Genomic DNA, 25,344 nt, shown 5'->3' with positions numbered 1-25,344 from the left:
TTATTAACCTCCATTGCTGAGTACATTTAAAGTTAGCAATACACACATAATTAAGAGAAGGCTTTTAGGGAATAGAGGGAAACATTTTGATGGCAGGCTTTCAATAACGTAATACAAACTTAAAAAAAATCTCCAAAAATTTATTCATCCAATTTCTTAAGCTTTCTTTCTCATTTTTTTGATGTATGGCTAAATTTTGTAAGATGTCTAACTTCAGCTTTTCATACTCTGTTTTGAGAATATTTTTGGCTTGATTAGGTGAAATTAATTCTTTTGGCTGTTGACTAATATCTAACCAATCTACAAGTTGCTGGCGCTGGCTGGCGGTGAGGTTTAAAGTTGTTACATGAGAGCAACGGGTTGGATCTTCTAGAGTGAAAAATAGTAGATGATAGTAGCCTACTTCCGCTAAACTACGCGCTATATTCTGCCCTTTATTATCTTTTAAATCTAGAAAATAAGGTAGCCATTTAGTCATAGAAGGTTCGGCATCGTATAGTACTGTTATCCACAATAGCATCGGGTAGACATTCATTTTACTAATAAATTCAGTACCATGTATTTTATCTAAAAATCTTGTAATCTCTTGTTTAGGCAACATTGCCCAAAAAGTTGGTATAGGTCTTTGGGTAGTATGGAGTAAATGAGGAAAACCGATTGGGGCAATTGGTTTATTTTTAGGCCAATTTTTCTGCAAACACTCTTGTTCTGATAATAAAGTTGCGGGTACTAACTGAACCGGAAATGAGAGATTCACATTGCTAATACTATTACTAGGAATAACATCATTAAGCTGAATACTAACCTTTTCTAAATCTTCTAATATTTTGTTCATATTCTGAGGGCGATCGCTTACTTCTTTAGCTAAACAACTCATCAATAGTTTTTCTAATATCTGCGGAACTTTGACTTGTGGATTAACTTCTTCAACTGTAGGTGGCATTTGAAAGCGATGCGCTTGATACCAAGTACCAAAAGAGTTACTTTTTGTTTGAAATGGATGCTTTCCTGTCAGCATCTCAAACATTAGTACTCCCAAACTGTAGATATCAGAGCGAACATCTAGCAGTTTGCGCCCTTCCATGTGTTCTGGAGAACAGTAAGGCAAACTGCCAATAAAAGAATCTGTCAGGGTCATCCCACTTCGTTCTGTTAAAAATTTGGCAATGCCAAAGTCGAGTATTTTGACAATTTCTCCTTGTTTACTATCTTCACTAATGAATATATTTTCTGGTTTGATATCCCTGTGAACGATAGGATAAATCTCTCCTTTAAGGCTGATGCCTTGGTGGGCACATTGTAAACCTAAACAAATTTGATTACAAATCTGCAAAAACTTCGATATTGTTAAGGGCTGAATTTTGAGAATTTGTTTGAGGTTTTTTCCCTGGAGGTATTCCATTACATAAAAAGGAGTTTTATCTTCAGTAACGCCATAACTTAAAATGCGAACAATATGTTTACTTTTGCGACCCAATTGAGCGCCAATAAAAATCTCTCTGGCAAAGCGTTGAGACATTTGTTGGTTCGCTAAATTAAGTGATAATATTTTGACTGCGATCGGCATACCACCTTTGGCAGTATCTTCAGCTAGATAAACTCTACCCATCCCCCCTTTGCCAATCAAATCTCTGATTAAATAGCGATTATTTAAACATTGCCCAATGTAATCGTCTAATTCTGATTTTTGCCCTACCATATTCTCAATTTTATTTTGTTTCATGAAAATCATTTTTGAAAAATATTGTTGGCAAAATACTTTAAAGATTCTAGCTATTTATTAAATTTAAATCTTAAAAAAATATCATTATTTTGAGATAACTAACTACAAGCTTTAATTATGGTTAATTTCTCTGCAAAAGCTCCTAAATATTGTGTAACATATTTATTAAGGATTACGGCTGAGAAATTACACGGAAACTCTAAATAGGCTAGATAAAGTTACCTAGTAGATTCCGTGAATACACAGTATTGAAGAAGAATTCAGAAGTCAGAATTCAGGAGTCAGAATAAATCAGTTGCGGGTCTGAATCCCCGACTGATAGCGCAGCGTTAGCTCATCCTGGAACGTCTTGAAGACCACCAAATTTTCAATTCGGTGGGGGTGCAAAAACGCCGATTATTCATCCGCCAGCCATACAGAAAACATTGCTGAATTCTGTTCGATAAATAAATAGCAGTAAAGCCTCGATGTCTACGACGAGCTACGCCTACACACCTTTATCTCTATACAGCTAATTGTTTAAGCTTGGCAGTAAACGGCGTAAGAATCTAATTAGCGGAGTTTCAATTTGAATTTGAAAGGCTAGTATCTGGGTGCGTTGTAGGGAGTTGAAATTGTTATCACTGATGAGAATTAATGATTGTTGTCCATTGGGTAGTTTAGGGCCAAGAGTTAAGCCTTCGATGTTGTCTAGCAGTACATCTAGTTTTCTCAAATCTAATAGCAGTCGTTTCTGAACTGGTTTAATATTTTTGGCATCAACTGCTAAAAGGCTATCAATATTATGAATATCATCGGCTCCTTCTAAAGAAACCTGAAACAGGGAAATAGCAAATCCTAAACCAGTGAATGACCGTTCTAAACTTAGGAAGTGTCCTTGATTGTCGAGAGCAAGTAAATCGGGCAATCCACTAGCGAATTTGCCAATTAAATTCAAAAATGGTGCAACTGGTTCTGTTTGGTAAAGAAATTCCTTTTCTGGCTGCTTGTTGAGCAAGTTGTATTGCAAAATTCGGCAAGGACTACCTATATTAGGTTTAGCTGCAACACCATCTTGAATTAGAGCATTTTCGGTAGCTGTGAATAAATGCTTTTTATCAGGTGTGATGGTGAGGCTTTCAAAAGCTAAGTTGTTGCGGATACCTTGTTGATTAGTTTTATCTGGCAAAAATTTGTTTGGTATGGGAAGTGTTGTAATTTCTCTACCAGAAGATAGTGAGAACTCTTTAATAAAAGGATCAATTAATTTTGCAACATCGCCTTCAGAAGAAATAAACACAGTTGCTTTATTAGTTAATGCAATACCTTCTGTATCAGTTTCACTGGGGCGGAATGTTTGACTATTTTGATTTAATAATGTAGTTACACTAACTGGGATAACTCCATCTTTTTGTAGGGAACCTTTACTCAAGTCGATTTTAAGAGTGTATAAACGGGCATTAGCTTTTTGTCCACGGTCATCGGAAATAGCATAGTAAAGGTTGTCTTTTACATTATATGTAATTCCAGATAAGCCTCCAACTTCAGTTTTCTGAAATATTAAACCTTTCGGTAGAGTGGCTTCCCCAATAAATTCTATACTACTGATTTCAACAGCATTTGTATGTAAAACTATAAAGAAGAAAATGATAATTATAATCGGGATAAAAAAGTAAATAATTCGCGGGAATATGAAGAGTTTTTTAATGAACTGCATGGAGAGCTATTGCTAAATTTTGAAAATTATAAACCAATACGCTTGAGTTAAGGGCTAATTGTACAAAATTGTGGGTTTTTTAGACGCGATAAATCGCCGTCTCTACAAGTGTTTTGATCTTATCTGAAAAGAACAAAACTATACTGGAGTATGCGAAGTACTCAGCGCTAATTAAGCAAGTCGCAAATCATATTCATCCTGAAAAAAGTTAACAAGCCAATCTTTGACTCTGCGGGTAGCGCGGCAATCATCTTCGTTGTAGCTTTGGATAATTTCTAGTAAGGTGCGATCGCCTGTTTCTAGCCACTGATCATACCAGTAAATACATTTGGCACCACTAGCTTCCTTTTCCCGCCACTCAAATCCTAGCCAACGAGCGATCGCTTTGAGGGCATAGCTTTCTACGGGCAATGCTACACTTTCGGTTAATTGTTCATACACATCCACAAATCGATTCAGGACAGGACGCACTAAAGAGTAAGGAGTGTGGTACAGCTTTGCCATCCGTTTGACTGTATCAAACTCGTAGACACAAAAATGATAAATTGGCGCTTCGGGATATTGCCAAACCAAATCCAAAAATTGCTGCCAAACTAATTCTTCGTCTTCTGGTTTGTCTGCTAAAAACGAATAAAACTGTTCTGTATTGGCAACTCTATCAACAACTAAAACCCCCAAGAGATAATTTAAATCCAAATCTGGCTGTGCTTCAATATCAAAGTAAATCTCTATGGGTGCTGTAAATGTAATATCTTCTATTGGTAACGGGTAGGGTAAAATTAGAGGTCGTTTTTCTAGTGCAGATTGAGCTTGCACTACCAACTTGGGCGCTATTTCTCTGTCAAAACCAAGTAAGTTTTCTAAAATGCTGGGACTGGTGTTAGCGAGAGATTCCAGTGTGGTGATATCTAAGGCTTGGAGTTGAGTGTAGCGAATGGGTGTTACACCTGGTAATAATGAGAGATGTTTTTCAGATTGAGCGATCGCATAACATTCACTATACCAATGGCAAAGATTACACTTTTGCCGAGAAATAAACACTTCTGGCGGATTCGGTAACTCTAAAACTTGAATAAACTCCTCCAGAATCTCCTGCATCCGTGGCGTCCATTTGAACAAATCCACCGCATAGTTTGTATTTTTGCTTCGCAATATGAGCGAAGCTGTTTCAGCTGGAACTCTTTGCACTGTCGCCAATACTTGAGCATGAAATGCAGCGACAACTTGATATTCTTGCTTAGGACGCTTACCCAGTTCAATATTAGCTGGGACGTATATCCAATCCCCAAAATGGGATTTTCCTGGCTGTTTCACAAGTAAATCTGGACGACTTAGGAGGGTGTATGCTTCAGAATAAGTTGCTAACAGTACTCCTTTATATATGTATTCAACCCCACGCTGCATCAATTCTAAAGTTTCTTTCTCTCCCCTTTCCCAGTTTCCATAAGAATAATCTGGTTGGTGATAAGTCTTTTGTGCCAAAGCACTCAGCTGATGAGCGATTTTGTCCTGTTGCAGTTTCCGTAGCAACTCATTGGGAGCATCGCGCTGACTTTTGTCACCGTGAGTATCTAGAAAAGGCCGGCGTTTACAGCGTTGATATTGCAGTAGGAGTTCAGCATTAATTAGCATCTTTATAAGTTAACAAGAATTAGTACACTCTGGGAGTAAATTAGACAACTAAAATCTGGAAGTAGCGATACCTTTGGTGGGCTACGCCAACGCATCCACACTTAATTTGCCGTTTATTTTATACTGTCAAGAGCTAGCTATTGGTTTAAACAGCATAAGCGTTTGCTTTTTTGCCAAATTACAACTGCAAGAGAGTAACATAATCACGGTTTATCCATTATTACAAGGGTACATGACAGAAAAACATGAGCCGTGTCTCATCTGTGAGCGTGTCACACTCTGGAGAAACGGTCAGAATCCCTACTTTATCCACGAATTCGAGCATTCAATCTTTGTGATTGGCGATCATCAGTTTCATCGCGGATACTCTCTCATCCTTCTAAAAAAACATATTAGAGAGTTGCATGAACTTCCCCCACTTATCCAGTCCGCCTTATTTCAAGAGGTGATGTTGGCAGGACAAGCTATTGTTAACGCTTTTAGTCCGTGGAAAATGAATTATGCCTGTTATGGAAATGGTGAGCCACATATTCATTGGCATCTCTTCCCCCGTTACGAGTCTGATCCAGATCGCAAGACTAATCCGTGGCGTAATGTATCAGAGTTCAAACATCATCTGATTAGTTCTCAAACAGCCCAGAATCTAAGAGAAAAAGTCACAGAGCATTTATCGTTACTGATTACGAGATGAAATTTGGCAGCGAGGGCTTAAATTAATTTCATTGCTCCTACCACAAAGTACAAATTCCTCTAAATCTCAATAACCTGTAAACAGCAGATATCCCTTGTGAATTATGACTAGTATTTCTGCATCACCAATCAAGCTGCATCGCCATCGAGAGCAATTTCCAGCTTTAGCAAATAAGACTTATTTCAACTATGGGGGACAAGGGCCGATGCCCCAAAAAGCAATGGATGCTATGGCCCAAACTCAAGCTTATGTTCAAAAAATCGGCCCCTTTGGGAATGAGGCGTATAGCTGGATAGCACCCCAAACTCAAGCCGCAAGAGAAGCGATCGCTTTGGAGTTAAATGCACCAAGCCAAACAATTACTCTCACTCAAAATGTCACTGTTGGCTGTAATATCGCTATGTGGGGCATTGAGTGGCAAGCTGGCGACCACATGCTGCTCTCAGACTGCGAACATCCAGGTGTAATTGCGACAGCGCAAGAAATCTCACGCAGATTCGCTGTAGAGGTTACTACCTGTCCCCTAAAAGCGACTTTAAATGAGGGCGACCCTGTAACAGTAATTGCCCAGCACTTGCGCTCTAATACCCGCCTAGTGATATTGAGTCATGTTTTCTGGAATACTGGTCAAGTTTTACCTCTTGATAAAATTGCCGAAGTATGTAGGAATAATAATTCTGCACTATTAATAGATGCTGCTCAATCTGCTGGTTTGTTGCCTTTAAACTTGACTGAATTGGGAGTAGATTTTTATGCTTTCACTGGTCACAAATGGTTATGTGGCCCTGCGGGTGCTGGTGGTTTGTATGTTCGACCAGAAGCACGAGAAAGTTTGAAACCTACATTTATTGGCTTGAATGGCATTGTTGTGGATAGTCAATCTCAGCCTGTGGATTGGCTTCCAGATGGGCGACGATACGAAGTGTCTACATTAGCTTATCCGTTGTATCTTGGGTTAAAGGAAGCGATCGCAATTCATCAGCAATGGGGAACGTCACAGGAACGTTACGAGCAAATTTGCCACAACAGTGAGTACCTCTGGCGACAATTGACAGCGTTACCTGATATTAAATGTTTGCGAACTTCCCCACCCGAAAGCGGCATAATCTCCTTCCAACTTGGAAATAATCAGCCCCAAGCTAATTTGAAGTTGGTGCAATTTTTAGACTCACAAAGGATATTAACTCGGACAATTGCCGATCCTAGCTGTATACGCGTTACCGTCCATTACTTTACTTTAGAATCGGAAATCGACCTATTGGTTGAGGCAATTCAAAGTTTTAGCAAGATTAATTAAAGGTTAGGAGTTATAAATTCTCAGAGTGAAAATTAGAATTTTCACTCCTAACTCTGCCAATTTTAGATTTTGGATTGAAGTAAAAATCTAAAATCTAAAATCTAAAATCCAAAATGTAAATAATTTCTAACTTGAAAATGGAACGCCCAATCTTATACTTAGCTATCACTAACCACGGCTTTGGTCATGCTACTCGCACCGCATCTATAGCCGCGACAATTCAAAAATTATGCCCAGAAGTTCTACTAATTCTGGTGAGTACTGCCCCACGCTGGTTGCTAGAGTGCTACATACAAGGCGATTTTATCTATCGTCCCCGTGCATTTGATTTGGGTGTGGTGCAAACGGATAGTTTGACAATGGATAAAGCAGCGACTTTAGAAAAGTTGCTGGATATTAAGAAGCATCAGAACTCGCTGATTGCTTCAGAAGTGAATTTTATCCGCCAAAATCGCGTTAATCTCATTTTGGCAGATATTCCCTTCCTCGCTCCTGGATTTGCCAAAGCTGCAAATATTCCCTGCTGGATGATGAGTAACTTTGGCTGGGACTTTATCTACCGAGATTGGGGAGGCGAATTTACCGCAATTGCAGATTGGATTAGTGATGGGTACTCAAAGTGCGATCGCTTGTTTCGTCTTCCCTTCCATGAACCAATGCAGGCTTTTAACAATATCACAGATGTAGGCTTAACAGGCGGTTCCCCTCGTTACTCTGCTGATGATTTACGTTCTCTTTGGGGAATAACTACACCAGTCGAAAAAACTATTTTATTGACCTTTGGTGGTTTGGGTTTACAGCAAATCCCCTACGATAACCTGCGGCGATTCCCAGATTGGCAATTTATCGTCTTTGATCAATCTGCCCCTGATTTACCTAATTTAGTGAAAATTGATGACCGCAAATACCGCCCTGTAGATTTTATGCCTATTTGTGCGCGAGTCGTCTCTAAACCTGGTTACAGTACTTTTTCTGAAGCCACATTATTAGGAGTACCGATTGTTACTATACCGCGTGAGGATTTTGCCGAAGCAGCTTTTCTAGTAGAAGGCATAACTAATTATAATCAGCATCAAATCATTACCCCATCTGAGTTTTTTCAAGGGACTTGGGATTTTCTCCATGAGTTTCCTCAACCACCAAAGCAATCTCAAGCAATTGCTAAGGATGGGAATGAAGCGATCGCTAAAGCTGTTATTAATTATTTGCAGACGAAATAAAGTTATTCAAAATAAAATCAATTAAGAATGGAATCTCCAACAATAGATAAAGAAACTTTAGAATTGGCCGCCCAAGATGTCCGACGAGTGATTGAAAGGCAAAAGGAAGAACGGCAGATTTTAATCACTCAGATGAACATATTATTTGTCACAAACACCGCATTATTAAGTTTTTTAACAATATCCAGGCTGATTACAATATTTAGTCTTTTTAGTGTACTAGAAATATTGTTACTGCTTTTCAACTTTATGCTACTAATACGGGCTTTATTGCCACGCAAATTTTTTGTCAGTCCCAACCTAGAAACTGACGATTTTCAGAATAAATATTTGAAATTTTCACCTCAAGAATACCAGTCACAGATGTTAGTTAACTTGAGAGAGACTTATAATGAAAATCAGAAACAAGTAGAGGATATTTCTCAATCTCTGACGTATGCTACTTTTGTAACTGCCGGAATTGCTTTTGTTGCCTTGTTACATCAAGTAACAGTTTATTTTATTCCTGAACTACAAAAAATATGAATACCAACCAAGATGATACAACATCTTCTAAAAATGGTTTACAACTGCCAGAGCCAGATCCGGCTAACATTACAGCTTTATCTCACAATCTACCTAATACGCCTATCATCCCCGATGTCATAAAAGAGTCTGTAAATGCGGTGTTAAGCCTCTTTAGAAAAAGACATACTAAGTCAAGCGATCAACCAACGAGAGAACAACAACCAAATCAAGCAGATTGAACTGCTAATTAGATTTTACTGTCATCAATAATTACTGTTTTAAATGAGCCACTACCAAAAGTTACTGAGAATTTCTACTACGGGTAAATCTTTTTACAATATCACTGCAAAAATTGAATCCATAGTTGCAGAATCAGGTGTTGATATTGGTCTTTGTACTTTATTTTTACGCCACACTTCAGCCAGTTTAGTTATCCAAGAAAATGCCGATCCTGATGTTCTTGTGGATCTAGCTGATTTTATGGCAAAACTTGTTCCAGAATCAGGCAAATATATCCATAATGCAGAAGGCCCCGATGATATGCCGGCACACATCCGTACCGCACTCACCCACACTTCTGAACATATTCCCATTAATCGAGGTCATCTTGTACTGGGAACTTGGCAGGGAATTTATATTTGGGAACACCGCCAACGCAGTCATTCAAGAGAATTGGTTGTTCACATTTCTGGATAGATACTTCTCAATTCTCGTTGATTTGAAGTGTCATTTTATAGAGTTTAAATACTCTGTTTATACTGCGAATCAGTATGGTATAATATTATGATCTATGCGGCAATATTTATTACATAATTCTTGCCGTAATAGCTTTATTCATAAAAATGAAACCAGATACATACCAAGTAATATATGTCAATTTGTTAATTTAAAAATTAAGTTTATTTATGATTATTTAATAATATATTTATTTTAATATACACTAATATTTTAGTGTAAGCTGTCTGGGCAACTTCAATTAATATGAAAAAAGAACTAAAACCAAATCCTAATTTTCAATTTCTTGATGAAATTCTTGCCCAGCAGTCGGTTAACTTATTGTCACTTAATCCGCACAAGACATTAATTACTAATTTTGCAGAATTGGGAAATTTGATTACTGAACAAAACACCGACATTCAAATTCTTACAACCCTTCAAGAAACTCTCGAAAGCATAGTCTGTACTCAGTTGCAAAACTTCCCAGAAAACATCTTCTGGGATTTTGATTTTCTGGTAAGTAGTATGCTTAGACAGGCTTTAACCGCAGAAGAGGGCGCTGTTCCATTCTTAAAAGTTTTTGATGAAAAGATGGTTTGTTTGACGGAAATGTTCGGGAATAAAACGGAAATGCGGTTTCGTTATGTTCATGATTTTATGTATGGATTTGATTGGGCAAGATGGGTAAAAAAAGAACCACAAAAACGCTCACATATAGAACCTTTTAGTCTGGTTTTTTTTGATTATTTACTCGCTAAAGGTAAGGAACTTTTACAACGTATTAATCATGATCAAGTAATATCTTATAAACTGTGTGAAACAGGCTACCGTAACCCCTTTACCTTTTCTCGTGAACCAGAAGATGAATATCGTCTGCTAACTTATTTAGCAAAAGAACAACTTATTCCAGTAGCAGCATGGAATTGGAATGCTAGTCCTGTATGGAACAAACCTTTCCAAGAAATGCGCCAGCAATTAGCATTAAAATTAAACATTCAACCACAGAGACATTGATTAGCAATTCAAAATTGCTGAATAACTATAATATGAAAATTGCTGATTTAATTACTTGGTTTGAAACATGGGCAAATCCAGCTTGGTGTGAAAGTTGGGATAATTGTGGCTGGCAGATTGAGCCGGGAGTTTTGCAGGAAAAAGCACGGGTTTTGGTCTGTTTAACACCGACTTTAGCGGTAATGCAAGAAGCGATCGCTCTTAATGCTAATCTGATATTCGCCCATCACCCCTTGATTTTTAATCCTCTCAAATCTTTACGCACTGGTGAAGCGATCGCAGAAATGGTACGGTTAGCCTTTACCCACAATATTGGTATTTACACTGCTCACACGAATTTCGACCAAGTGCAGGATGGTACGGCTGACGTTTTGGCTCAGATTTTAGAACTCAAAGAAGTTACTCCCATAGTACCTACACAAGGAGGATTAGGATATGGCCGTGTTGGTTTGCTAGAGCCATTTCTGACATTACAGGAACTACTCGCAGCCATTCAAACCAGACTTGCTCCACCTAATTTGATTTTTTCTCCAACCGCTGATTTACAGCAAACAATTTCACGAGTTGCCGTTTTGGGTGGTTCGGGAGCTAGTTACATTTCAGCCGTCGTCAAAACTGGCGCTCAAGCTTATCTGACTTCTGACTGTAAATTCCATCAGTTTCAAGAAAGCCGCGATCGCAATCTCATTTTAATCGATGCTGGGCATTACGCTACCGAACGTCCGGCTTGCGATCGCTTAGTGCAAAAATTCCAAGGCTTAAATTTAGACTGGACGCAATTAAGTAAAAACGATGAAGACTTCCGGCAGTTTTTTGCTTGATCATTTCTAAAAATTTTTATCGAACAGAATTCAGGAGTCAGAATTCAGCAATGTTTTCTGTATGACTGGCGGATAGCGTAGCGGAAAGCGAGTCTTGTCTACGACACGCTACGCGAACGAGCGTCTTTATTCTGAATTCTGACTTCTGAATTCTTCTTCAATTTTAATATTCTTAAATCATGTGACTTTCTTGTATTAATGTTGAGATAGTTTGCAAATATTTATACTAGTGAATATATAAATAAACGCAGACAAAGTTCTATTTTTAACCATTCTTGTGATAAAAATCACTAATTACTTGTAATTATAATCACATGATATTCATGTTCCATATCAACTAGTACCAGAGGAAAATGTTCCACACTTGACGTAACAAATTGTTTACTCTGCCCTAATCAAGATGATTCGCACACTCATTGAATCTGCTTTTGAAACTGGATATCTTAGTGTTGAATCTGAGGGTTTACTCCAGCAAGTACTGTCTACTAAATGCTATCAGTCAGAGGATTTGCCTTTCCTTGCAGCCCTATATAATGCAGTTCGCGCAGGTCAAATTAAACGAGAAGCGTCTTCGTCGAGCGTGCTGATGGAATTTCCTCTATCGGTTGAAAGAGGCAGGAGGCAGGAGACAGAATAGCGCAGCAGTAGCGAGTCCGCGAGCGTCGGCAGAAGGCAGGACGCAATAGGGTTCCAGGCAAGAGACGCGATAAATCGCCATCAAGACGAAAGATTAATCCTTGTAGAGACGGCGATTTATCGCGTCTTTGGATCTAGAATTTTCATTAAAAAACCTTAACCGAACCGTATTGCAGCAAGAACTGCCTTTCTTGATAAATCTTGCTGATACTCCCACAAAAGAAACAGAGGGGAATCTTCTCAGAGTACTTACCCTCTGCCCCTTATCTCCATTTGTCTATCTGCCTTTCCTCCGACTCCGTTGCCTTTTTCTTAGTTATAATCGGGCAAAAATCTTAAAAACTCAAAACTCTTTGAGTGTTGTTGTTGAAAAGCATCAAGGTCAGCAAGAGAATGAGTTAAGATCAGATACAAGTGGGTAAAAGTAAAACCAAGTCCCCGGACTTCCCAGTAATGCCAATGACTAAAAGTAGGCAAATTAAACAACCGCAATCAACGATTGTTTTGGAGTATTCTTTATTACATAATGGTAGGAATGACTCACCAACAAATATGAACCTGGTTAGGACAGGTGCCGAATTGTTTGACTTCTATGAAGCAGACATTCCCTAAAATCAGCCAAAGGGAGATTAAGTTCATTGCGAAAACAACCATTGATTGATGACCAAAGATTTCCCGATATTTTGACAACTACAAGCAAGTCTTGGGATTAGGTCATAAACTCTACTTGTTGTTCTCAACAGTGAAATTAACCTCTTAAAGGTGTAATGTAATGGGGTAGAACCCAGATTTTGACAGGTTTAACTACGTTGTTTAAAAAGGCAGAAACAATACATGCTACACCGCAAGATTTATCAACTGTGTTGCGATGGGCGCGAGGTATGTGTTTTCTTGCGGGACCAGCAACGCTGGATTGAACGCGCCCGCATCATAGACATAGAGGGAGATTTAGTGACCCTACGCTATGAAACAGAAGAAGAAGACGAAGTTTGTTCTTGGGAAGAAATGGTTCGCCTCGAGAGCATTGGTGCTGTAACGCAAAAATTGGCTTCAGTACCACGCGGGAATGTGGAACCTTTGATGACTGAAGATTGTCCCGAAGCTGAACGCATTCATAACCGCTACACTGACTCGAATCCAGAATAAATAATCAGTGCTGAGTGCTGAGGGCCGAGTGCTGAGTAATAAATCCTAACTCAGAATTCACAACTCAGGACTCAGGACTAGATAAACGTTCAAAGGCAGGACAGTAACCTTCAAGAGTTACCTTGAAGTTAAACAGCGGGGAAGCTGGGTTCCAACACCGCTGCCCTCTTTGGTGTCGGCAAGTACCACAACAGTCTACATCTGTCCATGTATAGCGATCGCTGTTTTGGCTGAGTAGTTCTCGTTGAGACAATCCCCTTAATACTAGTTCTTCCCCTTGCCAACGAGCTTCGATTAACCCAGTATCAGCAAATTGCCGCCAACGCGGATCAGCAGTAATCACATCAGGTAGGGTGATTGTGATTACTGTTCCCAACTCCGTCAGTTCGCCTTCGTAGTTAGTTTCTGGCGCTGCCGGTTGCAAAAATGTATCGCCAATAAGCAATTCTACTAAAGTGTTAGCTGCTGGTGAATGTACATGGTAACGGTTTTGCAACTCTTCTAAGCTAGTCAGGTCTGCTAAATAAGCAGGAGAACCGTGGACAAAAATCACGTGCTGGGGTCGCAAGTTATGAATTAGCTGCGTAGTACCAGGGCCATCACTATGTTGAGCTAAAAGATAGGTTTCGACAGTGGTGGGTGCTAAATATTCTTTGTTAACTTTTATATCAATTTTTTCTGGTAATAGGATCAGCCAAGGCCCGGTGTCTAGTTGGCAATGTTCACCTAAATCAGATGTAGAGTCAGTGAGGACTATACAAGGTGACTTGCCCACAGTGGGACGATGTTCCGGTTGTAAACGACGCACGCGGGGACGTACCCGTTCATCCCAAAACAAGGGTTGATGGCGGGCGAAGTTCTGCACCGATGGGGGAAGGTGGGGTAGTAGTTCTAGGTAGGCATCACACCCAGTAGCAACAGCACCATCTACCCAGATATCTAAATCTCGTCCGGTGAAATGGTGATGCGATCGCAAAAGCATTAATAATTCTTGACCCAATCCTAAAGCCGGGGTGGGAAGGATTACAGAACAATGATCAGCGATCGCCCGATTAATTCGCTCTGCTAGTTGATTTTCTTGGTTACGGCGGTGAGGATGACGGGATGTGCCATAACTACCTTCAATGATTAGCACATCCAAGTCTAAGCCCCGCAGTTCCTCTAAACGCAAACCTTCTACCAGGCGGGAGTTGGACAGGAAAAAGTCCCCTGTATAGAGTAGCTTGTAAATACGCTGCTGAGTGGTGTAGGTAAGTAGAATTGCCACTGCCCCTGGTAGATGCCCTGCGGGAAATAATTCTGCCACCAGACCTTCTTGGAATTCTACAGGCGATCGCAACGGCAAGGCATGACAAAATTGGGAAATTTCTTGAGGATCTTGGTCTAGCCAATTCAACGGCAGTAACTTGCTAGTCACCTCACTACCATAAATAGGTAACTTGGGAAAAGCTTTATGCAGTGCCAGTAAGCCTCTAGAGTGATCTGGGTGGGCATGACTAATCAAAACTAAATCCGCTGGTAAGGGCGAATTAGCTCCACGTACTGACTTATTAAGCCCCTTAGCCAGCGATGAAATATCTTCCAAACCACAATCCAACAGAATGCGGTGTGGGCCCATTTTCACCAATAAACACACGCCCTCATTGTCATGCTGGACACTATAGGGGAAACATTCTAATTCACTACCCGCTTCCGCAGCATCTACGCGAGAGGATGCCGACAGATTATCCCTCATGCTCTCCTCCCCTCAAACCTCATCATCATGGACATATCCCAAAAGCCAAAAGTTACATACACAAATTTTGGTTTTGTGACTTAGGGGTAAGTTTTATCGTGCGCCCCTACACCCTGAGAATACAGATTTTTGATTGGGGAGGACGCCTCCACCGAACCCGCACTGGTTCGGAAAGGTGGGCTAACGAGAAGCCATCAAACTAGGAGCCATCAAACTAGGAGCTACAGGAGTTTGCCTCTTGTGTATTTTCCCTTTGCAAGAAAAGAGCGCTTTCAGCCAACTCTCCCTTTGGGAAGTCGCCCAAGCGCCTACAGATTTATCTCAATGTGCGGAGCCATTGCCGTGATAGTTATCTGAATCATAAAATCCATTTTTCGTACCAAAAAATAAGCACGAAAGCGTGAAGATAACTGTTAATCCAGCTAGAATCAGCTTTACATCCATTTGTTTGCCGCCCCTTACTCAAGACTTTCCTATATTAATTTAGTGCTTCCGCAATCAAACGGAATCACTAGAAAATCTTTACTATGCTTATGTGGATTGGACAATAGGTAAATTTACCGCAATCAGTCAGATTGTAGAACCTTTCGGTTCACCTGTCTATCCATCTAGATGTGAAGCAATATAACAGCGATGTCTACAACGGGCTACGCCTACGCAATCCTCTACAGTCCGTAAAAATCCTCATCTAGAATAGGCGTCACCAGAAAATAATGATGCGTTACCTGAAACTCTTGTAGAAACCTTACATTTAAGTTTTCTACAAGGGTTTCCACTCCTATGTCTAGGTCTGCTCAATCGAAAAAGGAAAAACCGTGAGATACTCACTCTCCTTCGGCATCCGAACCCCAAACTTATTCAATTAGATGTCAAAAAATGAGTGAACGGACAATTTAATAAATAATTTTATAATTCTTAACCCAATATAAACTTATTCAATAAATTATTTCTGCTAATTAAACTAGATGTCAAAAAATGAGGGAATAGACATTTAAGTAAACAATTTTATAACCCTTAACCCGCTCTAAGCTTATTCAATAACCTACTTCTGCTAAAGTCATAAAAACTTCAGCATCATTAATATATGTTAATTGTTGGTACTCGCTTTGATGATGTCCTAACTGGTACTTCTTTGGATGATATTGTGCTTGGTCTTGCGGGAAATGATCGCATTATCGGTAGCATCGGCAATGACACACTTGTAGGAGGATCTGAAACAGATACAGCTGACTACAGCGAATTGGGTCAGGCTGTGACTCTAGAAGCTGCTGGTGTTGTCAACAAAGGTAAATCTGGTAAAGATCAGCTATTAGAGATAGAGACTATCATTGGGGCAAAAGGACAAGCCAATGCTATTGATGGTTCTATAGGCACAGCAACAACATCATTGAATGTCAACCTGTCAACCAATAGTCTGATTGTCAATGGTGTTCCAGGATTGGGTACTTTGGCTTTTAAAGTTCAGAACTTTGTCAACGTCACTGGCACTTCACAAAATGACACCATTATCGGTGATTCAGCCAATAATTTGCTCGAAGGTGGAAAGGGCAATGATGAAATCTTGGGAGGTAATGGCAATGATACTGTACGCGGTGGTGATGGTAATGATGTGATTGGTGGAGGCAGCAAAGGTGTTATCTTTGCCTCTCGCCTTGGAGATGGGAACGATATTGTAGAAGGTGGTAGCGGTGATGACATCTTAATTGGAGGAACTGGTAATGACCTCATAGATGGAGGTATCGGAATTGATACGGCTGACTATAGCGGATTGGGTAATGCTATTAGCCTCGAAGCCGTTGGTATCGTGAATAAGGAAGGTATATCTGGGAAAGATCAACTCGTCAAGATTGAAACTATCATTGGGGCAAAAGGACAAGCCAATGCTATTGATGGTTCTATAGGCACAGCAACAACATCATTGAATGTCAACCTGTCAACCAATAGTCTGATTGTCAATGGTGTTCCAGGATTGGGTACTTTGGCTTTTAAAGTTCAGAACTTTGTCAACGTCACTGGCACTTCACAAAATGACGCCATTATCGGTAATTTAGCCAATAACTTACTCAGAGGTGGAAAGGGTAATGACCAACTCTCAGGTCTTGATGGTAAAGATACTTTAGTTGGTGTTGATACTGCAAGTGTTCAACCAGGGATAAAGGAGATAGATATCCTAACAGGTGGTGCAGATCCAGACACATTTGTGATTGGAGATGAAAAAAATCCTTACTATGTGGGAGGTGGAGGATTTTTCGGTCTTAATGACTTTGCTTTTATCGGAGATTTTCAGACAGGACAAGATAAAATCCAACTGAAAAAACTTGAAAACTATATTTTTGGTAGCAACTACATTGCTATTGGCTCTCCATTTGGGTCAATCACGAACGATACATTGAGCAGTGAAGACATAAACGACCCTCAGTTAGAGTCGACTGTTAACGAGATTATTAAAAACAATGGCTCTAAAAATTCCTTGAGTCTTGGTGTTTCGTTAGATACAACAGAAAACAGCACTGACTCTTCTGTGATTTTACCTCGTTTTGATGTGATCACAATCCTCGCCAATAACTATAGCCTGAGCGATATTCAATTTGTCTAAAACACTTAAATTTGGAAGTTTACTGTAATAGACATCTGGTAAAAAAGAATGTAGAGACTTAGCACTGCTACGTCTCTACAAGGATTTCAGGTAACGCATAATTAACTCCACGAGATATTTATTATGGGTGCGGTGGTTCTTTACCAAAGCCATAGCGCAGTCATCCATACATAATCTAAGTTTGGAAGTTGTCGATGTAGCTAAATTTTACTGGTACTATCACCAGTCTCAGCAGGGTGGTAGTTGTGAAAACCGCCCATAATTGGCGGTTTTCACATGAAACATTTTTATCACTCACAGTTCCACCTCCACTCTGTCTATGCATATCAATCTTGGTTTTTTCTTAAGAAAACTTGAAGTTTATTTACTTCTATCAACTATGAGGCATTTAATAGTAAACTCTTTCAGATGCAATTGTATAGAATACTACGATTCTACTAAGAGTAATTACTAACAAAAAAAGCTTCAAAATTTTATGTAGATTAAGCTACTCTAGGTCACACACTAGATGTATTTAGATCACCGCCAACCAAGGCTTAGATATGAAAAACTGATAAAGCGAATCTAGATTTATCTAATTAAAATCTAAAATATTTATGTGCTTTTCTACACGAGAAGATTATTTTTTATACGCAACCCATAATTACTCTACAGCCTTTGTGTTGCCAGAAAGTCATCTATTACCATGTAATCCAGGTATAGGTTAAGCTAGCGTCCACAGCTACACGTGAGTTACAAAGGAGCAAACTCCATTGCTCTAAATTCCAGTAAGGGTGGCCCTGATTATGGAATTTTTAAATCAATCAAATCAATAAATAATTGGTATTTACCAGAGTAACCAGATATGTTCAATGCCACTGAAATTTTAATTGATGCCTTTGTAAATGAAATTCGAGATGGTTACCGTCGCACTTATGGCTGCTTCAAAAATGATTATCAAGACATTATCGCCTGGGCTGGTAACATGGCTTTGGAAAATATCGCCAATAGCGATGCTCTTTACCACAATGTTGAACACACTGTCCTTGTCACCCTAGTAGGGCAAGAAATCTTACGTGGCAAACACATTAGGGAAGGTGGTGTTTCCAGTGAAGATTGGTTACATTGTATCATTTCTTTAGTGAGTCATGATATTGGCTACGTTAAGGGAGTTTGCCGACAAGACCGAGAAGCAGCAGGCTTATATGCCACAGGTAAAAATGGCAAAATGATTTCTGTAGCTCCTGGCGCTTCTGATGCTAGTCTGACACCCTATCATGTTGATAGAGCCAAGCTCTTTATTGATGAGCGTTTTGGAGGTCACAAGTTAATAGATGCTGAGGCAATTAAGAGCAATATTGAATTAACTCGATTTCCCGTACCTGCGGCAGAAGATCATCAAGATACAAAATGCTTTGCAGGATTAGTACGTGCGGCTGATTTGATTGGTCAACTAAGTGACCCACGTTACCTAAAGAAAATTACGTCTTTATTTTACGAATTTGAAGAAACTGGTGTAAATAAAGTTTTGGGCTATAAAACTCCTGCCGATTTACGTAATAACTACGCTAAGTTTTACTGGAATGGCGTCTATCCCTATATCCAAGAGGGACTGCATTACCTATCACTGACACAGCAGGGAAAACAAATTCTCGCTAATCTCTACTCAAACGTGTTTGTTGTGGAACATGAAAAACAACAGGAAGAACAGCAGAGGTATTTGGAGAAGTTAGCAGTTAAGAGTTAGGAGAGACGCGATTAATCGCGTCTGTACAAGAGTTGGGAGTTGAAAATTATTAATGATGAGTTATGAACTAAGATAAAACTTTAATAACTCATAACTCATAACTTATAACTCCTAACTACTATGGATTGGTGGAGACGACTTAAGAAAAATCCTTTGGCACGATTTGGGGCAATTTTGCTGTTAATTTTTTACATAGCAGTAATTGCAGCTGATTTCGTAGCTCCTTATGACCCCTACGCTTCACAGCCTAATGGTTCACTGCTACCACCAACTAAGATCCACTGGGTTTCTCAGTCAGGGCAGTTTATCGGGCCCCATGTTTTTCCGACGACTCAGGGAGATACTAATTTAGAAACAGGCGATCGCAAACTCATTGTAGACTTCAAAAATCCATCACCTCTGCGTCTATTTGTCTCCGGGCCAGAATACCGATTGTTACAGATGAGTTTGCCATTACCGCCGAAGTGGGATGAAGTCACGATCTTTCCTGGTATCCCCTTAAATTGGCATTTATTTGGGACAACAAGTGGCACAAAAGTCAACATATTGGGCACTGATGACCAAGGGCGTGACCAATTCAGTCGCCTCCTGCATGGCGGTCGCATCAGTATGTTTATCGGGATTTTTGGCATTATCATTACCTATCCCCTTGGTTTGCTCATCGGGGGAATTTCTGGCTATTTCGGCGGTGTAACTGATAGCCTGATTATGCGCTTGGCAGAAGTGCTAATGACTTTCCCTAGTATTTATCTTTTGGTGACATTGGGCGCAGTCTTACCAGCGGGTTTAAGTAGTACCCAGCGCTTTTTGCTAATTGTGGTGATTACTTCGGTTATTAGCTGGGCTGGTTTAGCACGGGTCATTCGCGGACAGGTATTATCACTTAAAGAGCGAGAATTTGTCCAAGCAGCGCGGGCAATGGGTGCGAACCCACTTTATATCATCCTCCGCCACGTTTTGCCGCAAACAGCTAGTTATGTAGTTATCTCTGCGACTCTTGCAATTCCCAGCTTTATTGGTGCAGAGGCGATATTGAGTCTCATCGGCTTGGGCATTCAGCAACCAGACCCATCTTGGGGAAATATGCTTTCTCTGGCTAGCAATGCTTCCATTTTGGTATTGCAACCTTGGTTAATCTGGCCGCCGGCTGTGCTGATTATTCTCACAGTGCTGGCATTCAACTTACTCGGTGATGGGCTGAGAGATGCACTTGACCCGCGCAGTTTGAGGAGATAAGCGTTTAGAATAGCAAATGCGATCGCCAAAATAGCAAATGCGATCGCCAAAATAGCAAATGCGATCGCCAAAATAACAAATGCGATCGCCAAAATAGCAAATGCGAACTCCGAAATAGCAAATGCGATCGCCGAAGTAACAAATGCGATCGCCGATATAGCAAATGCGAACCCCGATATAGCAAATGCGAACTCCGAAATAACAAATGCGATCGCTAAAATAACGAATGCGATCGCTGAAATAGCAAATGCGAACCCCGAAATAGCAAATGCGTACTCCGAAGTAACAAATGCGATCGCAGAAGTAGCAAATGCGAACTCCGAAATAACAAATGCGAACTCCGAAATAACAAATGCGTAGGCATCGCTCTAATCTACTGCTGCAAAACCCAACTGCGAAAAAGTTCTACCATAATCCGCCAACTTCCCTGAATTTCCTCAACGACATCATGACGCTTCAGAGTATTCAGCGCTTCCTGTAAATCAGCGTCATTCATCCCTGTAGACTGAGCTAAGGCATCCAGACTTAGCCCTTCTGGGTGAGGTGCAAGTAGTTGTATTATTGCTTGTTGACCCTCAGCACCCCGCGCCGCCTGACCCCAAACCCCATCAAAGTAGTAGCGTCCCCGCTTGAAAAACTCAGGGTCATTGATAACTGCTTCCACATCTTTTATTGTGAAAACTGGGTCACGCGATCGCCCTTGCTCAAAAACAAAGTCATTGTAGCCACGCACTAGCTGAAAACCCAGTAGTTGCACTAAATATGGTTGGCCGTGTGTCAAAGCATAAATTTCATCTAAAGCTTCCGGGATGTAGTCGAGGAGGAAGTCTTCATTATCTGGGTTAGCAAGAATTTGGCGAGTAGCTGCACGTTCTTGAAAGCCTACATGAATAGGAATGACGCTGGCAAAGAAGGGTTGAAAATAATCTGCTGTCATTTCTTCTAAAGTGTGCAAACCAGCAAAGGCAAAGGCGATTTTAGAACTCATTTGCACCAAACCGCGCAGAAAACCCATAAAATCGATAGGGATTTTTTTCGCTTCAATTAAATCTTCAATTTTCTCAAATTCGTCTAAGGCGATGATCAAGCCACCGTCTAGCTTTGCTTCCACCTGTTTTAAATAGCGTTCAAAAGTCCGGTAGGGAAGATTAAGTAAATCAGCGTCAGCTGGTGGTGGAAGTTTTACAGTTTGAGAAATTTCATCACAAATTGCCATCAGCACCTCACCTACACCTTGGGGGCTATCTCCCAAACGTAGCAAGTTGACGTATGCTAGCTGAATTTGTGAGCCTAAACAGTTAGCAGCATTAAGCAGAATAGAAGTTTTGCCCATGCGCCTGTGACCGTAGAGAACTATAGACTGGAGTTGATGACCCATCACCCAGAGTTCTTCTAACTGTCTGATGATATCTTCTCGCCCAACAAAGAGATGACCTTGAACGGGGTCGCCTACAACATAAGGATTAACCACAGGCTTGGTGATGGAAATTTCTCCCACTTCACCAGTGATTTGTAAAAGGCTTTCTTTCCAAGTTTGAGCGATATCTATGATTAACCCTTGCTCTGCTTGCGGCAAGGTGTCGGCTTGATTTAGGATTTTTGTCAGTTCGCCTAATGCTCGATTGAGAGCTAAAGACCTGGCTGAACGTGAGACGCTGCGGTTAACAAACTGCACATCTTCAACAACTCGACGCAGATTAGCAAGGACTTTCCAAGTAATTGGACGTAAAAGCGGTTCCTGAGGAAAAGGAGGAACTTGGATAGCTGCAATATAAGCTGGTTTTTGAGCTTGATCAAACGTCGCTAGAGTTTGAGCAAGGGTATACATTTCGTCGCCATAGAGAAGAGAACGCACTACAGTAAAAGCCTCCATTGCTTTCTCTGGCTCATATTCATGCAGATACCAGAAGCCAGCGGCAGCAGCACGAGCAGGAGTATTTAAGCGAGTATCTGTGTTAAGACGAGCCTGTAAACCTTCTTCCCAAGAACGAGGGAAGAAAAAGTAAAGGGAGAAAAAATCTTCGATAAATTTTGACTTTAGGGTTTCATCTAGAGAAGCTGAAGCAAAACGTACTATATTCCAATCAAAAGGATTTGCCGCCAGTCGAGAGACAGTCCAAATAAGTTGCTCTAAGGGGATTTTGGCAAGTACTCTATTGACTGCTTGGACAACAGGAATGAATTGTAGGGTATATGCCAGCAGTTCATTGATATTATGTAAACCTATTTCCCAATCATTTTGCAACCAATTTTGCAAGCGCCAAACAAGATTAGGAAGGGGAAGCGGAGTAATGCGGGGGAGTAGCCAACTATTGTTTTGAATTATTCGCAAGTTTAAAGGTGAGCCAATAAGCCAAGTTTCTGGACGCAGTACTGCCACGCCGAAAGCCACGCCTAGCGCCACGCCGAACGACGCCACCGCCACGCCTCCCACCACGCCTCCCGCCACGCCGAACGCCACGCCTAGCGCCACGCCTCCCGCCACGCCTACCGCCACGCCTCCCACCACACCTCCCACCACGCCTACCACTACGCCTACCGCTACGCCAAACGCCACGCAAAACGCCACGAAGAACGCCACGCTGAACGCCACGCTGAACCAGTCAACGGGAATGTTTATTGGCTGAAAAATTAAATTTATAGCTACAGGTGTAATTACTGTTAAAACTAATCCTTGAAAAAGTAACTGACCTTGGATAGCATTTTGACGCAATAACTCCCATCCATTCCGCCAATTCATTTCCCCTTCAGGAATATACCCACCCCCGAATCTGTCCACATACCACCGCAAAGCTTGCGGAAAGAAAAACACCCAATACAAAAGGCGCAGATAATCTAAGGGGTTCCACAAAGAGAGGGGACGCTTCAACTTGGGCGCTAAGTCTAGGCGGGGTACAGGGGTCATTATTCAACCTCCATTATCACCTCTGAAGAACCTAATTCCCCAGCCCCCTTGTTTATGACGGAAGGGAGAGTAGGAGTAATCTTATTCCCCTCCCCTCCGAGGCTAAGGCGTACATACAAATCGGAGTTACTTTGAGATCCGGGTTTTACCCCCCTTAATCCCCCCTTATAAAGGGGGGAAACAAGAAAATCTAGTTCCCTCCCCTTTCCAAGGGGAGGGTTAGGGTGGGGTAATTCGATAACTTGTGTGTACACCGTAGCCCCTTGTAGGGGAGAGGTCAAAGCGGTGTCATTCATTGCAAACTCTCCACATACCGCGAATAAGTTCGATAACACAATTGCATCAGTTTGCGAGGATGTCCGCCACTTTCTTGGATGAGTTGGATGATTTCTTCTTCAGTAAAACTCATAGAAGTTCTAGCCAAACGGTTGGTAATAAAAGCACGCATAGTAGCTTCATCCCAAGGATGAATGTGTTCCTCTTGGCAAATACCTGCCAACGGAGAAGTATTACCTTGCTCCTGACTATCCTTAAAAAGGTCGTTCAAAGGTTCGGTGGCAGCTAAAATCAGCTTCAACGGAGCATTACTTCCTTCGGCTAAACCGCGCAAATAATCCCTTATATTGCGAGTAAAACCTTCGCTTGTAAGCTTTCCTACATTGTCTATAGCCAGTAGTATTTTACAACTTCGCAAATTGCGGGTTAACTGATAGTCTTTACTGTCAGGTATACCGATCTCGTGGCACAATTCACTATAAAATTGACTTTCATTATGAAGTAAATTCAGGTCTAAGAAAACTGGCTGACGTTCACTTTTGAGAAAATTTTTAGCCTGTTGGTTAATCATCCATAGCAGCGAAGATTTGCCGATTCCCTCTTCCCCAATTAAAACGATACTACTACCACTATTCAGTACCTCAAATACTCGCCAGATCTCGCGCTCTCGGTCAAAGAATAGATCCTTTTCTTCTACTCTGCCACTAAAAGGAATGAAGGGATTTTTATTTAGCCCAGATACAGTATTATTAGGTAACTCTGGAGAAGTAGTATAATTTGGTTCTGTCGCAGTGGTATAAGATAGTTTTTTAGTATGATAATTGTAATTTCTCTCAAAAAAGTTTTCAAGTTCTTCCCTCAAATTTCTTTTATCAAGATCGTATATATCTAAAACTGTTTTAATCTTATCAATTAATTTTTTGCCTATTTCTTTTAAATACTGTTCTGTATATGGTTTGGAAGTAGGATTAGACTTATCTATTTTAGAAGGCATTTGACCATAATTCATACCTTTCCAACTTAGGAGAAAAACTTTTTCTTCTAACTTACTCAGCGATACTACTTTTCTTTTCCTCTCCTCAAATATTTGCTTAATAGATTCTAATGCTTCTTCAGCTTCCATTTAATCTGGTTAAGTTGGTAGAGTAAAGTTAAAACCTGGATATAAGCTTAGTATTTTACAGCAAAACCTACGTAATCCTACGTCTATGTAGACATTCTTTGTATTTATGACGTAATCCTACGTCTATGTAGACATTCTTTGTATTTATGACCTAATCCTACATTTACCTACATCCTACGTATAACTATGGACTACAGGCGAGTATAGAGACATCCCAACAAGAGAGGAGTGCAAAACGATGTCTACTTACTATGCTGAAAATGAAAATTTACCCGTGCAGCAACAGCCAACAGATAAATCTCTAGATATTCCCAGCCAGACAAACAATACAGAACAACTTCTCGATATTGCTGAAAACATTACTGCTGCTTTAAACAAATCAGAGACAGTAGAATTAGTTCAAGCTGGAGGTCAAACAGCAGAAAATATTTTTAAAGTCTTAGTTCAATATGGTGGTAAACCAGTTGCAATTATCCTGGCTACTGCTGTTCTTATTGCAGCTACGGCTATACCAATCTTAGCTGTAAAGGTATCTCTGGGTCATATAACTCCAATCCATAATAGTTCCCAGACAAAATGATAGTTTTGTGTTGGGTTGCGATTTGCTTAACCCAACCTACATTTTATTTCTGGAGTTTGGACTAAAA

General features: G+C 40.5%; 22 protein-coding genes. 14 read left to right on the top strand and 8 right to left on the bottom strand.

What is annotated here, in order from left to right; genetic code table 11:
- Nucleotides 1-100: 100 nt before the first annotated feature.
- The 3 genes from A4S05_RS10000 to A4S05_RS09990 form a co-directional block, all read right to left on the bottom strand.
- Nucleotides 101-1,723: a serine/threonine protein kinase gene (locus A4S05_RS10000; protein ID WP_069069681.1), complete on the bottom strand. Its 1,623-nt coding sequence runs from the start codon at nt 1,721-1,723 to the stop codon at nt 101-103.
- A 511-nt stretch (nt 1,724-2,234) separates the two neighbouring features.
- On the bottom strand, nt 2,235-3,419 hold the full coding sequence (locus A4S05_RS09995) for an esterase-like activity of phytase family protein (RefSeq protein WP_069069680.1): 1,185 nt from the start codon (nt 3,417-3,419) through the stop codon (nt 2,235-2,237).
- A 171-nt stretch (nt 3,420-3,590) separates the two neighbouring features.
- Complete coding sequence (locus A4S05_RS09990) at nt 3,591-5,051, bottom strand: TM0106 family RecB-like putative nuclease (RefSeq protein WP_069069679.1); 1,461 nt, start codon at nt 5,049-5,051, stop codon at nt 3,591-3,593.
- A 232-nt stretch (nt 5,052-5,283) separates the two neighbouring features.
- On the opposite strand from A4S05_RS09990, the gene A4S05_RS09985 reads away from it, so the two are divergent.
- The 10 genes from A4S05_RS09985 to A4S05_RS09935 all read left to right on the top strand — a co-directional run bounded on the left by A4S05_RS09985 (nt 5,284) and on the right by A4S05_RS09935 (nt 13,100).
- Complete coding sequence (locus A4S05_RS09985) at nt 5,284-5,742, top strand: HIT family protein (protein ID WP_141699684.1); 459 nt, start codon at nt 5,284-5,286, stop codon at nt 5,740-5,742.
- A 103-nt stretch (nt 5,743-5,845) separates the two neighbouring features.
- Complete coding sequence (locus A4S05_RS09980; RefSeq protein ID WP_069069677.1) at nt 5,846-7,039, top strand: aminotransferase class V-fold PLP-dependent enzyme; 1,194 nt, start codon at nt 5,846-5,848, stop codon at nt 7,037-7,039.
- 137 nt (nt 7,040-7,176) lie between these two features.
- Nucleotides 7,177-8,259 (top strand): glycosyltransferase family protein, encoded by a 1,083-nt coding sequence (locus A4S05_RS09975; RefSeq protein ID WP_069069676.1) that lies wholly within the window; start codon nt 7,177-7,179, stop codon nt 8,257-8,259.
- Between the two features lie 27 nt (nt 8,260-8,286).
- Nucleotides 8,287-8,784 carry a hypothetical protein gene (locus A4S05_RS09970; protein WP_069069675.1) on the top strand — a complete coding sequence of 166 codons (498 nt, stop codon included), beginning with the start codon at nt 8,287-8,289 and terminating at the stop codon, nt 8,782-8,784.
- Nucleotides 8,781-9,005 (top strand): hypothetical protein, encoded by a 225-nt coding sequence (locus A4S05_RS09965; protein ID WP_069069674.1) that lies wholly within the window; start codon nt 8,781-8,783, stop codon nt 9,003-9,005. Before A4S05_RS09970 ends, A4S05_RS09965 begins: the two co-directional genes overlap by 4 nt.
- A 43-nt stretch (nt 9,006-9,048) precedes the next feature.
- Complete coding sequence (locus A4S05_RS09960) at nt 9,049-9,462, top strand: secondary thiamine-phosphate synthase enzyme YjbQ (protein WP_069069673.1); 414 nt, start codon at nt 9,049-9,051, stop codon at nt 9,460-9,462.
- Nucleotides 9,463-9,747: 285 nt separating this feature from the next.
- A complete protein-coding gene (locus tag A4S05_RS09955; protein ID WP_069069672.1) occupies nt 9,748-10,497 on the top strand; it encodes a hypothetical protein in 750 nt (249 codons plus the stop codon).
- 32 nt (nt 10,498-10,529) lie between these two features.
- The gene (locus tag A4S05_RS09950; RefSeq protein ID WP_069069671.1) at nt 10,530-11,318 is read left to right on the top strand and encodes a Nif3-like dinuclear metal center hexameric protein; all 789 of its coding nucleotides are present in this window, start codon (nt 10,530-10,532) and stop codon (nt 11,316-11,318) included.
- A 400-nt stretch (nt 11,319-11,718) separates the two neighbouring features.
- Entirely contained in the window at nt 11,719-11,955 is a 237-nt protein-coding gene (locus tag A4S05_RS09945) for a hypothetical protein (protein WP_069069670.1), read from the top strand.
- Between the two features lie 833 nt (nt 11,956-12,788).
- Nucleotides 12,789-13,100, top strand: a complete 312-nt coding sequence (locus A4S05_RS09935) for a DUF6679 family protein (protein ID WP_012408115.1) — start codon at nt 12,789-12,791, stop codon at nt 13,098-13,100.
- Nucleotides 13,101-13,164: 64 nt separating this feature from the next.
- Here A4S05_RS09935 and A4S05_RS09930 read toward each other — a convergent pair whose 3' ends face one another.
- Nucleotides 13,165-14,835 (bottom strand): MBL fold metallo-hydrolase, encoded by a 1,671-nt coding sequence (locus A4S05_RS09930; RefSeq protein ID WP_069069668.1) that lies wholly within the window; start codon nt 14,833-14,835, stop codon nt 13,165-13,167.
- Between the two features lie 1,084 nt (nt 14,836-15,919).
- On the opposite strand from A4S05_RS09930, the gene A4S05_RS09925 reads away from it, so the two are divergent.
- Nucleotides 15,920-17,431, top strand: coding sequence for a calcium-binding protein (locus tag A4S05_RS09925; RefSeq protein WP_069069667.1), 1,512 nt, complete (start codon nt 15,920-15,922; stop codon nt 17,429-17,431).
- Nucleotides 17,432-17,606: 175 nt separating this feature from the next.
- Here A4S05_RS09925 and A4S05_RS43130 read toward each other — a convergent pair whose 3' ends face one another.
- Nucleotides 17,607-17,729, bottom strand: a complete 123-nt coding sequence (locus A4S05_RS43130; protein ID WP_256090911.1) for a hypothetical protein — start codon at nt 17,727-17,729, stop codon at nt 17,607-17,609.
- Between the two features lie 546 nt (nt 17,730-18,275).
- Between A4S05_RS43130 and A4S05_RS09920 the strand changes: the two genes are divergently transcribed.
- Both A4S05_RS09920 and A4S05_RS09915 read left to right on the top strand, forming a co-directional pair.
- Entirely contained in the window at nt 18,276-19,157 is an 882-nt protein-coding gene (locus tag A4S05_RS09920) for an Npun_R2479 family HD domain-containing metalloprotein (RefSeq protein ID WP_069069666.1), read from the top strand.
- 120 nt (nt 19,158-19,277) lie between these two features.
- Entirely contained in the window at nt 19,278-20,393 is a 1,116-nt protein-coding gene (locus A4S05_RS09915; RefSeq protein ID WP_069069665.1) for an ABC transporter permease, read from the top strand.
- 4 nt (nt 20,394-20,397) lie between these two features.
- Here A4S05_RS09915 and A4S05_RS41450 read toward each other — a convergent pair whose 3' ends face one another.
- From A4S05_RS41450 to A4S05_RS38750, 3 genes are all read right to left on the bottom strand, one after another.
- Nucleotides 20,398-20,577, bottom strand: coding sequence for a hypothetical protein (locus A4S05_RS41450; RefSeq protein WP_176726961.1), 180 nt, complete (start codon nt 20,575-20,577; stop codon nt 20,398-20,400).
- A gap of 189 nt (nt 20,578-20,766) precedes the next feature.
- The gene (locus tag A4S05_RS09910; RefSeq protein WP_069069664.1) at nt 20,767-23,298 is read right to left on the bottom strand and encodes an AAA family ATPase; all 2,532 of its coding nucleotides are present in this window, start codon (nt 23,296-23,298) and stop codon (nt 20,767-20,769) included.
- A 292-nt stretch (nt 23,299-23,590) separates the two neighbouring features.
- The gene (locus A4S05_RS38750) at nt 23,591-24,697 is read right to left on the bottom strand and encodes an ATP-binding protein (RefSeq protein ID WP_084227062.1); all 1,107 of its coding nucleotides are present in this window, start codon (nt 24,695-24,697) and stop codon (nt 23,591-23,593) included.
- A gap of 238 nt (nt 24,698-24,935) precedes the next feature.
- Here A4S05_RS38750 and A4S05_RS09895 point away from each other — a divergent pair, with 238 nt between their 5' ends.
- On the top strand, nt 24,936-25,277 hold the full coding sequence (locus A4S05_RS09895; protein ID WP_069069662.1) for a hypothetical protein: 342 nt from the start codon (nt 24,936-24,938) through the stop codon (nt 25,275-25,277).
- The last annotated feature ends 67 nt before the right edge of the window (nt 25,278-25,344 follow it).

The organism is Nostoc sp. KVJ20 (assembly GCF_001712795.1).
Taxonomy (GTDB): Bacteria; Cyanobacteriota; Cyanobacteriia; order Cyanobacteriales; family Nostocaceae; genus Nostoc.
Note: the sequence above shows the minus strand (reverse complement) of the source record. Positions and strands in the feature narration are given on the sequence as shown.